The organism is Brevibacterium limosum, from assembly GCF_011617705.1.
GTDB lineage: Bacteria > Actinomycetota > Actinomycetes > Actinomycetales > Brevibacteriaceae > Brevibacterium > Brevibacterium limosum.
Genome location: NZ_CP050154.1, coordinates 4,060,939 through 4,074,484, shown reverse-complemented (window position 1 = coordinate 4,074,484; position 13,546 = coordinate 4,060,939). Strand labels below are relative to the sequence as shown.

Annotated in this window: 11 protein-coding genes; 5 read left to right on the top strand and 6 right to left on the bottom strand. The window is 65.8% G+C overall.

The features are described from left to right. Window positions 1-111: 111 nt before the first annotated feature. The 3 genes from GUY37_RS18170 to GUY37_RS18160 form a co-directional block, all read right to left on the bottom strand. Window positions 112-282 (bottom strand): hypothetical protein, encoded by a 171-nt coding sequence (locus GUY37_RS18170; protein ID WP_166828660.1) that lies wholly within the window; start codon window positions 280-282, stop codon window positions 112-114. A 16-nt stretch (window positions 283-298) separates the two neighbouring features. Continuing rightward, window positions 299-1,669, bottom strand: a complete 1,371-nt coding sequence (locus tag GUY37_RS18165) for an L-lactate MFS transporter (RefSeq protein ID WP_166828657.1) — start codon at window positions 1,667-1,669, stop codon at window positions 299-301. 244 nt (window positions 1,670-1,913) lie between these two features. Further along, complete coding sequence (locus GUY37_RS18160) at window positions 1,914-2,699, bottom strand: SurA N-terminal domain-containing protein (protein WP_228278248.1); 786 nt, start codon at window positions 2,697-2,699, stop codon at window positions 1,914-1,916. Window positions 2,700-2,946: 247 nt separating this feature from the next. Between GUY37_RS18160 and GUY37_RS18155 the strand changes: the two genes are divergently transcribed. Next, window positions 2,947-3,303 (top strand): VOC family protein, encoded by a 357-nt coding sequence (locus tag GUY37_RS18155; RefSeq protein ID WP_152346051.1) that lies wholly within the window; start codon window positions 2,947-2,949, stop codon window positions 3,301-3,303. A 36-nt stretch (window positions 3,304-3,339) separates the two neighbouring features. Here the strand turns inward: GUY37_RS18155 and GUY37_RS18150 are convergent, their stop codons facing one another. Continuing rightward, window positions 3,340-3,897 carry a dihydrofolate reductase family protein gene (locus GUY37_RS18150; RefSeq protein WP_208094719.1) on the bottom strand — a complete coding sequence of 186 codons (558 nt, stop codon included), beginning with the start codon at window positions 3,895-3,897 and terminating at the stop codon, window positions 3,340-3,342. Between the two features lie 159 nt (window positions 3,898-4,056). Here GUY37_RS18150 and GUY37_RS18145 point away from each other — a divergent pair, with 159 nt between their 5' ends. Beyond that, window positions 4,057-5,253, top strand: a complete 1,197-nt coding sequence (locus tag GUY37_RS18145) for a M20 metallopeptidase family protein (protein WP_166828651.1) — start codon at window positions 4,057-4,059, stop codon at window positions 5,251-5,253. A 184-nt stretch (window positions 5,254-5,437) separates the two neighbouring features. Here the strand turns inward: GUY37_RS18145 and fdhA are convergent, their stop codons facing one another. Beyond that, window positions 5,438-6,652 carry a formaldehyde dehydrogenase, glutathione-independent gene (gene fdhA / locus GUY37_RS18140; protein WP_166828648.1) on the bottom strand — a complete coding sequence of 405 codons (1,215 nt, stop codon included), beginning with the start codon at window positions 6,650-6,652 and terminating at the stop codon, window positions 5,438-5,440. A gap of 271 nt (window positions 6,653-6,923) precedes the next feature. After that, entirely contained in the window at window positions 6,924-7,856 is a 933-nt protein-coding gene (locus GUY37_RS18135) for a LysR family transcriptional regulator (protein ID WP_166828645.1), read from the bottom strand. A 255-nt stretch (window positions 7,857-8,111) separates the two neighbouring features. Here GUY37_RS18135 and GUY37_RS18130 point away from each other — a divergent pair, with 255 nt between their 5' ends. The 3 genes from GUY37_RS18130 (at window position 8,112) to GUY37_RS18120 (ending at window position 13,480) form a co-directional block, all read left to right on the top strand. Next, a complete protein-coding gene (locus tag GUY37_RS18130; RefSeq protein ID WP_228278495.1) occupies window positions 8,112-9,332 on the top strand; it encodes an aromatic ring-hydroxylating oxygenase subunit alpha in 1,221 nt (406 codons plus the stop codon). Then, window positions 9,329-10,852, top strand: coding sequence for a flavin reductase family protein (locus GUY37_RS18125; protein WP_166828639.1), 1,524 nt, complete (start codon window positions 9,329-9,331; stop codon window positions 10,850-10,852). The genes GUY37_RS18130 and GUY37_RS18125 overlap by 4 nt, the downstream gene beginning before the upstream one ends. Window positions 10,853-10,921: 69 nt before the next feature. Then, on the top strand, window positions 10,922-13,480 hold the full coding sequence (locus GUY37_RS18120) for a GcvT family protein (protein ID WP_166828636.1): 2,559 nt from the start codon (window positions 10,922-10,924) through the stop codon (window positions 13,478-13,480). The last annotated feature ends 66 nt before the right edge of the window (window positions 13,481-13,546 follow it).

The window sequence follows — 13,546 nt, the reverse complement described above, 5'->3', positions numbered from 1 at the left end:
CGGAAACGATCGATCCTCGGCAGAACCATTCTCGGTTCTGCCGAGGATCGGAGACGGCCCGCTATGAAGACGTCGGGTGGACGGCTGCGCAGGGCCGCCTCGGCGAGGGTGTCAGCCGGTGAAGATCGCGACGGCCTTGACCACCGTCAGGGACAGGCCCCAGACGAGGCCGCCGACCACGACGACGGTCAGGGTCGTGCCGATGGTCTTATAGGCGCCGCCGACGGGCGACTGCGGTGAACCGGAGTCGGGGACGTGGGCGACGGGGGTGGAATCACTCATGGTGGATGTCCTTCCTTCAGTTCTCTTCGAGGGCGGCGGCTTGCTCGGCGGCGACGTCCTCTTCGCGTTCGAAGTGCTTCTCGCTGACCGGGCGGACGAGCGCATTGGCGATGAAGCCGACGACCAGCGCGCCGACCATGATGAACATGCCGGGAGTGTAGAGGGCGGGGCCGGACTTTCCGGCCGCCTCCCCGGCTTCGACGACGGAGTTGACGATGAGCGGACCGGCCACACCGGCCGCCGACCATGCCGTGAGCAGCGCGCCGTGGATGGCGCCGACCTGGTAGACGCCGAAGAGGTCCTTGAGGTAGGCGGGAACGGTGGAGAATCCGCCGCCGTAGAAGGAGATGATGATGAGGGTGGCCAGCACGAAGAGGATGATCGAACCGCCGCCGAAGAGCGCGACGAGGAGGTAGAGGATCGCCCCGACGCCGAGGTACATCATGTAGTTGTTCTTCCGGCCCAGGTAGTCGGACGTCGTCGACCAGATGAAACGACCGCCCATATTGCCGATCGAGAGCAGTCCGACGAAGCCGGCGGCTGCGGCGGCGGTGATGCCGAAGTAGGCCTGGATCATCGGGGCGGCGTTCTCGAGGATGCCGATGCCCGCGGTGACGTTGAGGAACAGGACGACCCACAGCAGCCAGAACTGCGGTGTGCGGATGGCGTTGCGCACCGAGACGTTGCCCTTGGTCTGCATCGGCTTCGCTGCGACCTTCGAGGGGTCGAACCCCTTCGGGGTCCATTCCGGGTGGGGGACGCGGATGACGAAGGCACCGGCGGCGATGACGACGGCATAGACGATGCCGAGGGTGACGAAGGTCGGGGTCAGACCGGCGACGAGGTGCTCAGGATCGGCACCGCCGCCGAAGAAGGCCATGAGCTGGTTCGACATCGGGCTGGCGATGAGGGCGCCGCCGCCGAAGCCCATGATGGCCAGGCCCGTGGCCAGGCCGGGACGGTCCGGGAACCATTTCATCAGGGTCGAGACCGGGGAGATATAGCCGATGCCCAGGCCGATTCCGCCGATGACTCCGTAGCCGAGGTAGACCAGCCACAGCTGACCGGCCACGATGCCGAGCGAGGCGATGAAGAAGCCGACGACCCAGCAGGTTCCGGCCGCGACCATCGAAGCGCGCGGACCGTTCTTCTCCACCCAGGGACCGAAGACGGCCGAGGAGATGCCGAGCATGAGGATCGCGATCGAGAAGATCCAGCCGATCGAGACCTCGCCGGCGTCGAAATGGGTCATGAACGGGATCTTGAAGACGCTGAATGCGTAGACCTGGCCGATGCACAGGTGGATGGCCAGAGCCGCCGGTGGGATCAGCCACCGGTTGAAGTTCTTCGGCGCGACGATCGCCGAGCGCGTGAGAATGGAAGCCACGGGAAGTCCTTTTCTGCAGTGAGACTCGTGTCACCGTCGACACCGGTCAGCGGACGGAGCGTACGACCGGCAGTGGTCCGACCGATCGAATAGTCCACATCAGGGTAAGTTCCACACAAGAGAAATGCGAGGAACACTCAGTGTTTTCTTGAGAAAAGGCGGCAATTTCTTGCCAAGTGGGACGGAATCCGTGGTTGAGGGGTGAGGGCCGCCGGGGCGGGGCCCGACCGGAAGCCCGGCGAACTCAGAGGTGGATCGTGACGTCGGCCTGCTTGCGCAACTTCTTCGCGTACTTCTGAGTCGCCTCGGTGGACTTCTGGTTCTTCACCTGTTCCTTGAGCTGGGGGCGCATCTCCTCGATCGGCGGCATCTCCTGCTGGCCCTGGCCACCCTGCTGAGCCATCTGCTCCTGCTGGGCCTTCGCCTGTTCGTAGGCCTGGCCGATCTCCTCGCCGCTGACCTTGAACTCGCCGTACTCGTCCTCGACGAGACCTTCGATCTTCAGCTGGTTCTTCAGCTCAGAGCGGACCTTCTCCTCATCCATGCCCTGGTCCTTCATGGCCTTGAGGAAGTCCTTCTCGCTCATCTGTCCCGACTTCGCTGATTCCTTGAGTCCCTTGTCGATGTCCTTGTCCGTCACCGAGATGTCGCGCTTATCGGCTTCCTGGACGAGCACTTCGGTGCTGACGAGGTTCTCAGCGGTCTGCTTCTTCAGGTCCTTCTCGTCGACCGGCTGGCCGGACTGCTGGGCCTGCATCTGCATCTGCTGGTACTGGGTCTCGAAGAGGGGGACGAAGTCGTCCTTGACGATCTTCTCCCCGTTGACCTCGGCGACCACCTCGGGGATGTCCTTCGTGTTCGGCTTGCCCTGCTGACCCTGTTGGTCCTGAGCGGAGTCGGCGCCGGGGGACTGTTCGGCCGCGGCCGAGGACTCCTGCGGTTTCGCGTCGTCGCCCTGACCTCCGCAGGCGGCCAGCCCCACTACGGTCACGGACATGGCCAGGCCCAGCAGCCACCGGTTCGTTCGCACATTCACTCCTGCTCATCGGTTTCAGCCTGCCAGGCTAACAGGGCCGACTCCCCGAAGAATGTATGGAGCATGTGCGTCACTTGGCAAGGGCGATCGGCGCCGGTGGGATCGGGATGGTTCCGGGCACCCTCTGTTCGACGGGGATTCGTCGGTCGAGGCTGACGGTCGGCCGCCTCGGCGGGTACACTGCGGCTACCGGAAGGACACGGAGAACGGTCTGTGTCCTCCGCGGCGAAGGGAGACGGCCATGGAATCGACGTTTCGCGGGGTGTTCCTCACCTGCACCGACCCCGAGGCGACCGCCGCCTTCTACCGCGAGATCGCCGATCTTCCGCTCGAGACGGCTGGCGATGAGGACTACACGTACTTCGTCATCGATGCCGAGGGAATCCAGATCGCTCTCCACGGGGCGGAGGCGTTCGCAGACTACGCGTTCCCGCCCGTGGCTGAGTCGAATCTCACCCATCTGTACTTCCGGATCCCCGATCAGGCGGAGTTCCTCGAACGGATCAAGGGAACGGGTGTCCCGCTCATCGAGGTCGACGAAGTCGTCGTCACCGTCGAGGACCCCGACGGTCGGAAGGTCATGTTCGGTACGGCGTGAGGGGTGGTCAGCTCGGTCCTGGCTGCAGGTCGTCCCTCAGGAGCTCGGCTCGTAGGCCGCGTAGGTGATGCCGCTGGGGAAGGCCTTCGAGTCGATGAGCTTGAGGCGAGGTGGCCTGGCCGAGTGTGCTCCGTCGTGGAAGTATCCGCGTCCGCGGCCCTGCCATACGGGGTAGGTGAACATCCGATACTCGTCGACGAGGCCCTCCGAGATGAGTTCGTGGGCGAGGGTGATGCTGCCGGTGACGATGATGTCGCGGCCCGGTTGCTCGCGCAGGTGCGCGACCGCCCGCATCGGATCTTCGCTGATGATCTGCGTGTTCTGCCACCCCGGGTCAGTCAGCGTCGATGACACGACGCGTTTGTCGACCTGGTCCAGGTGGGCCGCGACCCCGGTTGTGTCATCGGTGGCGTGGGGCCAATAGCTGCGGAAGTCCTCGAAGGTCTGCCGACCGAGCAGCAGCACGTCCTCGTTCGCGGACTGCCGCATGAGTTCGGCCGTGAGCTCCTCGTCCTGAGCCTGCGGGTCGAACCAGTCGTCGAGCATCTCGACGCGGCCGTCGAGAGTCGTGTTCTGAGTGATGATGATGCGCACGGTCGGTCTCCTCATCGAGTGACGTGGGTAATCAACACTACTTGCCCGTGTAGACCGGCAACAAGGGTGCGTTGACCACCGCAGGGCATAGATTGGTAACAGCAGCCGACCGAAACCGGTCGAACCGAACCGCACGCCACCCACACGATGAGGAGCCCCATGACCATCCCAGATTTCCGCACCGAAGCTCAGGGCCACCTCGGCGAGCTCATTTCCCTGCGGCGGAAGCTGCACGCGAACCCCGAACTCGGATTCGATCTTCCCTTCACGCAGCAGACGGTGATCGACGAGCTCGCCGGGCTGGGACTCGAGATCACCACGGGTCAGTCGCTCACCTCGGTGGTGGCCGTCCTCAAGGGAGGCAAGCCCGGACCCGCGGTGCTGCTGCGCGGGGACATGGACGCCCTGCCCGTCGCCGAGGACACCGGACTGGACTTCGCGTCGACGAACGGGAACATGCACGCGTGCGGGCACGACCTGCACACGGCGGGCCTCGTCGGCGCAGCCCGCCTGCTCGCCGCTCACCGGGAGGAGCTGCCCGGCTCGATCATCTTCATGTTCCAACCCGCCGAGGAGGTCGAGGGCGGGGCCGAACCGATGATCGCCGAGGGCGTGCTCGAGGCCGCAGGCGTCCCCGTCGTCGCGGCCTACGGGATCCACGTCGAAGCCGATGTGCGGGGTCGTTTCACGACGAAGGGCGGCCCGCTCATGGCCGGATTCGCCGATCTCACCGTCACCATCCACGGCGCCGGCGGGCACAGCAGCCAACCGCAGGCGACCCGAGATCCCGTGCCCGCCCTCGCCGAGGTAGTGCTGGCGCTGAATACGATGACCGGCCGGTCCTTCGACATCTTCGACCCCGTGGTCGTCTCGGTCACCCAGCTCGAAGCCGCGCAGGCGAGCAACGTCATCCCGGACTCGGCGAGGCTCATCGCCTCCATCCGCTTCCTCTCGGCCGAAGCCCTGGGACTGCTGCAGGAGCGGGTGACCGAGATCGCCGAGAACATCGCCAGGGCACATCGCTGCACCGCCGAGCTGGACTTCCAGGTGGGATTCCCCGTGACCGTGAACAATCCCGCCGAGTCAGCGGTCGCGCTCGAACGCTTGGGCTCGGTCTTCGGAGCCGAGCGGGTCGTCGAGATGGAGCATCCGCGAATGGGGTCCGAGGACTTCTCCTTCGTGCTGCAGAGAGTGCCCGGCACGTTCGTCTTCCTAGGTGCGACGCCCGAGGGCATCGACCCCGACGCGGAGACGAACCACTCGCCGCGCGTGCAGTTCGACGACGGTCTGCTCGGCGACCAGGCCGCGGCGCTCGCCCACTTGGCGTTCACGCGGTTGGAGGACGAGCGGGGCTGAGGCGGTTGGGGCGCTGCCGGGGCGCAATGGAGAACCTCTCCGCGCTGTTCGCCGGCATTCTCTGGTCATTCCGAGTCGTTTTCGGCGGCGAAACCCTCGGATCGACCGGCGACCACTCCTCACAGCTTCACCCGCGTCTCGGAGCCATCAGAGGCACGGGTGAAGCGCGAGATCTGAAGAGGCCTCAGGCGGAGATGAGGCCGTGTGGGTCGAGGACGAATTTCTTCGCCACGCCCGAATCGAAGTCCGCGTAGCCCTGCGGGGCATCCTCGAGGCGGATCGGCGTCGCGTTGACGTTCTTCGCGATCGATACCTTGTCGTGCAGGATCGCCTGCATCAGTCCCCGGTTGTACTTCATCACCGGGCACTGGCCGGTGACGAACACATGCGACTTCGCGAAACCGAGGCCGAAGCGCATCGACAGCGACCCTTCCTTCGCCGCCTCGTCCGGGGCTCCCGGGTCGCCGGTGACATAGAGACCGGGGATGCCGAGGCTGCCGCCGGCTCGGGTGATGTCCATGAGCGAGTTGAGCACCGTTGCCGGCGCCTCGTGGCTGGCGTCCTTGCCGTGTCCGCGCGCCTCGAAGCCGACGGCGTCGATGCCGCAGTCGACCTCGGGCTCGCCGAGGATCTGCTCGATCTGGTCCTTCGGGTCGCCCTTGGACACGTCGACCGTCTCGCACCCGAATCCGCGGGCTTGGGCCAGGCGATCTTCGTTGAGATCTCCGACGATGACGCAGGCTGCGCCGAGCAGATGCGCCGAGGTGGCCGCGGCGATTCCGACCGGACCCGCACCGGCGACGTAGACCGTCGAACCCACACCGACGCCGGCGCTTACGGCACCGTGGAACCCGGTGGGGAAGATGTCGGAGAGCATCGTGAGGTCGAGGATCTTCTCCATCGCCTGATCCTTGTCCGGGAACTTCAGGACGTTCCAGTCGGCATAGGGCACGAGCACGTACTCGGCCTGACCGCCGACCCAGCCGCCCATGTCAACATAGCCGTAGGCTGAACCCGGACGATCGGGATTGACGTTGAGGCAGATGCCGGTCTTGCCCTCCTTGCAGTTGCGGCAGCGACCGCAGGAGATGTTGAACGGCACGGAGACGAGGTCGCCGACCTTGACGAACTCGACGTCGCGGCCGACCTCGACGACCTCGCCGGTGATCTCATGGCCGAGCACGAGACCCTCCGGGGCAGTCGTGCGGCCCCGGACCATGTGCTGGTCGGAGCCGCAGATGTTCGTCGCCACCGTCTTGAGGATGACGCCGTGATCGACCTTGCGGCCGATATTGGCGGGATTGACTCCAGGCCCGTCCTTGAGAACGAATTCCGGGTATTCGGTGTCGATGACCTCGACCTTCCCGGGACCGGCGTAGCTGATTGCCCTATTGCTCATCGTTGAGCCTCCATGAGTGCGAATGCGTGGGAGTTCGACATGTGAGTTTGACGGACTGGAGTCCATCGATCTCACTGAAATATCAGTCTGACATCAGACTTAGGAGCAGTCTCGCCGTCGTGACAGAACTCTGTCAAGCCCCCCCGTGCCGGTGGCCGGGCGGAGGTGCTCGGCGCACAGTCGGTCGGCAGAAGTGTCGCCTGGAGGCGGATCCGGCTCGAAAAACACGCGTGGATCGAGGTGGATCCACCTCCAGGGAACATCTGCAGGCTCAGGAGTCTTCGCGCAGGCGCGTCGAGAGGATGTACTGGGAGGTCGTGCGGAGATGTTGAAGGGAATCTCTGATCAGCGGGGATCTGCGACTGCCTGCCCGCATGGCGGCGATGATCTTGCGGCTCAGTCGACCGGAGCCGGTCAGGCGGACGCGACTGACGTTGTCCTCGCCGGCGAGGCTGGCGAGTCGCGGCAGCAGGCTGACCCCGATGCCGGCGCCGACGAGGGCGGCCGAGGTCTCCCATTCCGCCGACTCGTGCGCCACCGACGGCGTCACTCCCGCCGCAGTGAACGCTGCGACGAAGAGTGAGTGATAGGGCGATCCCGGGCCGGCCGTGATCCACTCCTCTCCCGCGAGTTCGCCCAGGGTCACCGACTCCCGCCGTGCCACCGGGTGGTCGGAGGGGACCATGACGTCGAGGGGGTCGTCGAGGAGGTCGACGCTTTCGAAGCGCGTATCCTCTTCGACCTGCACATGGCCCTGCATGGACACGATGACGGCCAGGTCGATGCGCTCGGCGACGAGGAGTTCGAAGCAGCGGGTCGGGCTGGCTTCGACCACATGCACGCGGACCTCGGGTCGGCTGGTGCGCAGCTTCGCGGCCAGGGGTGCGAGGAGGTTCGACGAAGCGGTCGAGAATCCCCCGATGCCGAAGTGCCTCGGGGCCTGGTCTCCGGCACTCAGGGCACCGGCTCGGATGTCCTCCCACACCGCTGCGAGAGCATCCGAACGGCGGACCAGGTAGCGGCCGGTCGACGTCAGTCGCAGGCTGCGTCCGTCCTTGACCAAGAGCGTCATGCCCAAGGAATGCTGCAGGTCTCGAAGCTGCCCGGACACCGCCGAGGGAGAGTATCCGGTGAGTTCGGCGGTGGCGGCGATGGTGCCGCACTCGGCGAAGGTGCGCAGGGTGGTCAGCCGCGGATCGATCATGGTCACGATTATGCATTGATTCCGCACGGTATGAAACAGAATCTCGCGCTTTTCCTGCAGGGTGAAGCTCGCTAATGTGTCATCCGTGATCGAGCTCACCGAGTTCGAGGACCGTGGTCGAAAGGGCGTACGCAGCGTCGTGAGACCACGATCGGCAGACATCAAGGGAGATGAGAATTGACCGCTACCAATCTGGCACCGACGAAGAAGGGCTTCCCCGCCGGATTCACCGAGGACAAACTCGATGAGACCCGTATCCGGCTCGACACCCGTCGGACCGGCTTCTCGCTCGAAGCGCCGTTCTACACGGACCCGAACCTGTTCAACCTCGACATGCAGGGCGTCTTCGGCCAGCACTGGGTCTTCGCCTGCAGCGTCGCCGAGATCCCCGAGCCCGGCGACTACGTCACCCTCGACTACGGGCCGTACTCGATCATCATCCTCCGCAACGACGACGGCGGCGTCAACGTCATCCACAATGTGTGCCGGCATCGCGGCGCTCGCGTACTCACGGAGTCGCAGGGAACGACGGGCAACCTCGTCTGCGGCTACCACTCGTGGACCTATTCTCCCGAGGGCGACCTCATCCACGCCTCGGCGCCGGGAGAGATGACCTTCGACAAGTCCTGCTATTCGCTCAAGCGCGCCCACGGCAAGATCGCCGCCGGACTCGTGTTCATCTGCCTGGCCGAAGAACCGCCGACGGACTTCCACGAGACGGCGAAGATCTTCGAACCCTATGTCGCCCCGCACGAGCTGGAGAAGACGAAGGTCGCCTACCAGCAGAACATCGTCGAAGAGGGCAACTGGAAGCTCGTGATGGAGAACAACCGCGAGTGCTACCACTGCGACGGCCACCCGGAACTCGCCTGCTCGCTGTTCCCGACCTGGGGCCTGACCGACGAGACCATCCCGCCGCACCTCGAAGACGTCTGGGACCGCAATCAGCAGGCCCAGGCCTCCCTCGAGTACCGCTGCCGCCGCTACGGTCTGCCCTACGAGGTCGTCGAAGAGCTCGACACCCGCGTCGGCGGCATCCGCATCTCCCGCGAATCGCTCGACGGCGCCGGTGAGTCGTTCTCTGCCGACGGGCGACGGCTGTCGAAGAAGCTGCTCGGCGATCTGCCGGATTTCCGCCTCGGGCGCTGCTCGATGCACCTGCAGCCGAACTCCTGGTTCCACCTCCTCGGCGATCACGTCATCACCTTCGCGGCGTTCCCGATCAGTGCGACCAAGACGCTCGTGCGCACCACCTGGCTCGTCGCCGACGACGCCGTCGAAGGCGTCGACTACGACCTCGAATCGCTCACGCACACCTGGAAGCAGACGAACCTGCAGGACAAGAACTTCGTCGAACTCTGCCAGCAGGGAGCGGCGAGTCCGTTCTACGAGCAGGGTCCGTACATGAAGAGCGAATACCAGGTCGAGGCCTTCATCGGCTGGTACGTGCAGCGGATGCGGGAGCACGTGGGATGAGGTCCTCCGCCGTGCCCGCGCTGCCGCTGGCCCAGCGGGTGCGCGGACTGGAGATGCCGTGGAACCGGGTGCTCTCGAGTGCCACGGGTCCGGCCGGAGCCGCCACCGCGCTCGGTCCCTGGCACCCGCAGGAGTTCGCCGCCGAATGTGTGGAGACCATTTCCGAGGCGGGAGGAATGATGGTCTTCGTCTTCCGTCGCATGGACGGGGCGCCCTTGGCCTTCCGCTCGGGCCAGTACATCAACATCGACTTCCCCATCGACGGTCCGGGCGCCGAACCGGTGTCCCGCAGCTATTCGATCTCGTCGGCCCCGACCGAGCCGTGGACGTTCTCGATCACCATCAAACGCGACCCCAAGGGCAGGGTCTCGCCCTGGGCACACGACAACATCCGCCCCGGCACGACCCTGGACATGCTCGGCCCGGTCGGCGCCTTCCACCTGGCCGACTACGATCGGCGGGCCCGATTCCTGCTGCTCGCGGCAGGAGCCGGGATCACCCCGCTGATGTCGATGGTCCGGACCGTCCACTCGCTGCCCGGACAGGCCGATGTCGTCCTCCTCTACCACGGTGCGGCCCCTGATTCCTTCGCCTTCTCCGAGGAACTCGACTTCCTCGCGAACGTGGACTTCCGGATCAAGGTCCTCTACTGCCTCGGCGATCGGGAATGCGGCGAGGAATGGGAAGGACGGACCGGACGGCTGTCGGCGTCGCTGCTCGACGAGCTCGTCCCCGACGCCAACGGTCGGCAGGTCTTCGCCTGCGGCCCGGAAGGGTACCTCAATTCCGCGACCGACCTGCTGCGCGACGTCGGCGTCGACGACACCTCGGTGTTCATGGAGTTCTTCTCCGGCGACCGCGAGATCCGCGCCGAATACGCCGAGGAAGTCGCCATCGCCGGCGAGATCGCCGAGGAGATCGCGGCCTCGACCGAGGAGTACTTCGAGTCCCAGCCGGCAGCGCTGGACATGTACGAACCCGAATACGACGCCGACGGTCCGGTCGAGGCTGTCGGAGCGCCGACCGAAGCGGTCGACGCCCAGGCAGCAGTGCCCGTCGAGGACGAGGTCGAGATCGAGGTCGTCGGGGTCACCGACGACACCCTCGCCGAGGCGGAGCCCGGGCCTGCGTCCGACGCTGGGTCCGCGGTCCCGGCTGAGAGCGGGGCGACCGCCTCGGCGATGGGACCGTCGGAGACGAACGCCGATGACGAAACGGAGATCGTCGACCCCGCCGCACTGCCTACTGTGGGTCAGGGAGAGCACACGATGTCGTTCGTGCGCACCGGCCTCAACGTCTGCGTCGGGGAGGACGAGACGGTCCTCCAGGCGGCGCGGAAAGCGGGGGTGAAGATCCCTGCGAACTGTCAGGAGGGCATGTGCGGGTCCTGCAAGGTCGTCAAGCTCGACGGCGAAGTCGACTTGAACCACCAGGGCGGCATCCGCGCCAGGGAGATCGACGCGGGCAAATTCCTGCCCTGCTGCTCGACGGCGAAGTCCGACCTCGTCATCGACGCCTAAGCCGCGGTCACGGCCCGGCCGTCCGCCGCGATATCAGCCCCCACAATCTTCACCACTAAGGAGTACTCAGTGCCGAACTCATCACCTCGAGTCGTCATCATCGGAGCCGGCATCGTCGGCGCCAACCTCGCCGACGAACTCGCGCAGCTGGGCTGGACCAACACGCTCGTCATCGAGCAGGGCCCGCTCGACATCCCCGGCGGGTCGACCTCGCACGCACCGGGGCTCGTCTTCTCCTCGAACCCATCGAAGTCGATGACCGAGTTCGCGCAGTACACGATCGACAAGCTCACCTCGCTGACCGGGCCCGACGGTCGCGGCTCGTTCCTGCCCGTCGGCGGACTCGAGATCGCGACGAACCCCGACCGGCTGCAGGACCTGCACCGACGGGCCGGCTGGAACCGGTCCTACGGGGTCGAAGCCGACGTCATCGACGCCGACGAGTGCGCAAAGCTCTTTCCCATGCTCGACCGGGACATGGTCCACGGCGGGCTGCTCACCCCCGGCGACGGGCTCGCGCTGGCCGCGAAGGGCACCCAGCTCGTCATCGAACGCGCCCGTGCCGTCGGAGTCGAATTCCGCGACCGGACCACCGTCACCGACGTCGAGACGACCGGGGGCAGGGTCAGCGCCGTCATCGCTGGTGACGACCGGATCCCCGCCGACATCGTCGTCTCCTGCGCCGGATTCTGGGGGCCGAAGATCGGCGAGATGGTCGGCACCCCGATCCCGCTGCTGCCGCTGGGGCATCAGTTCGCCTGGACCACAGAGGTGCCCTCGCTCATCGGCAAGAACGAGAAGCCGGCCGGTGCGCAGGCCCCGATCCTGCGCTACCAGGACAAGGACCTGTACTACCGCGAATGGGGAGAGCGGATCGGCATCGGCTCCTATGCTCATCGCCCGATGCCCGTCGATCTGGACACCCTGCCGACCTACGATCCCGACGAGATCACCAGCGAACGGATGCCCTCGAGTCTCGAATTCACCCCGGACGACTTCGCCCCCGAGTGGGAGGCGACGAAGACACTGCTGCCCGAACTCGCTCAGACTCAGATCCAACGCGGCTTCAACGGCATCTTCTCGTTCACCCCTGACGGCGGTTCGCTGGTCGGACAGTCCCGTCAGGTCGACGGATTCTTCGTCGCCGAGGCGGTGTGGGTGACTCACGGTGCGGGCATCGCCCGCGCCGTGGCCGAACTCATCGCCGAAGGACGGTCGAAGACCGACCTGTCAGGAATCGATCTCAACCGTTTCGAGGATGTGCAGACGACACCGGACTACGTCAGCGAGACCTCGCAGCAGAACTTCGTCGAGATCTACGACATCATCCACCCTCTGCAGCCACGGGTCTCCCCGCGGGATCTGCGCTCGAGCCCGTTCCGGAGGCAGCAGGAGGAGCTCGGTGCGTTCTTCCTCGAGACCTCCGGTTGGGAGCGGCCGCACTGGTTCGACGCGAATGCGACGCTGCTGTCGGAGATGCCGTCCGAGTGGGCGGCACCGGAGCGGGACGCCTGGGCGGATCAGTTCCATTCGCCCATCGCCGCGGCCGAGGCGTGGAAGACGCGCACCTCGGTGGCGATGTTCGATATGACCCAGCTCAAACGCTTCGAAGTCACCGGACCCGGGGCGGGTGAACTCCTGCACGGGATGACCACGTCGTCGATGCTGCGCAAACCGGGAGCGGTCAGCTATACGCTGCTGCTCGATGAGGCCGGCGGCATCACCAGCGACATCACGGTCGCGATCCTCGACGAGGAGACCTATCAGGTGGGAGCGAACTCGAACATCGACCTCGCCGCCATCTCTCGGGCGGCCAGGCATCAGTCGGCCGCCGACCCGTCGAAGTGGGTGACCGTGCGCGAGACGACGCCGGGTACCTGCTGCATCGGGCTGTGGGGACCCCTGGCCAGGGACGTCATCGCGAAGGTCACCGACGAGGACTTCAGCGACGCCGGACTCAAATACTTCCGCACGAAGCCCGCAGTGCTCGGAGGCGTGCCCGTCACGGCGATGCGCCTGTCCTATGTCGGTGAGCTCGGCTGGGAGATCTACACCTCGGCGGATCTCGGTTCGCGGCTGTGGGACGTGCTGTGGGAAGCCGGAGAGGAGTTCGGCATCATCGCCGGCGGACGCGAAGCCTTCAACTCGATGCGCCTGGAGAAGGGCTTCCGGTCCTTCGGCACCGATATGACCAGCGAACACGAACCGGTCCAGGCCGGACTCGGGTTCGCCGTGAAGGCGTCGAAGACCGACGACTTCATCGGCAAGGCTGCGTTGGCCGAGCGGGCGGCGGCCGCGGCCACGAAGCTGACCTGCCTGACGCTTGACGTACCGTCCGATGTCGTACTCGGCAAGGAACCGGTGTACGTGGTCGGTGGGTCGGGTGTCGCGGACGGCTACGTCACCTCGGCGAAGTCGGACGAAGCGATCGGGACGGGTGTCGCCGATGGCTACGTCACCTCGGCGGCGTACGGATACACGATCGGGAAGTCGATCGCCTACGCCTGGCTGCCGAACACTCTGTCGGTCGGTGACGCCGTGGAGATCGAGTACCTCGGCCGTCGCCTGCCGGCCACGGTGACCGCGGAGCCGCTCTTCGACCCCGAGATGACGCGCCTCAAGGGGTAAGTCGGGAAGCTCTGACGTGGACCTGCAGCCGATCGGGGCACTGGTCACGACGATGGCCGGACGACC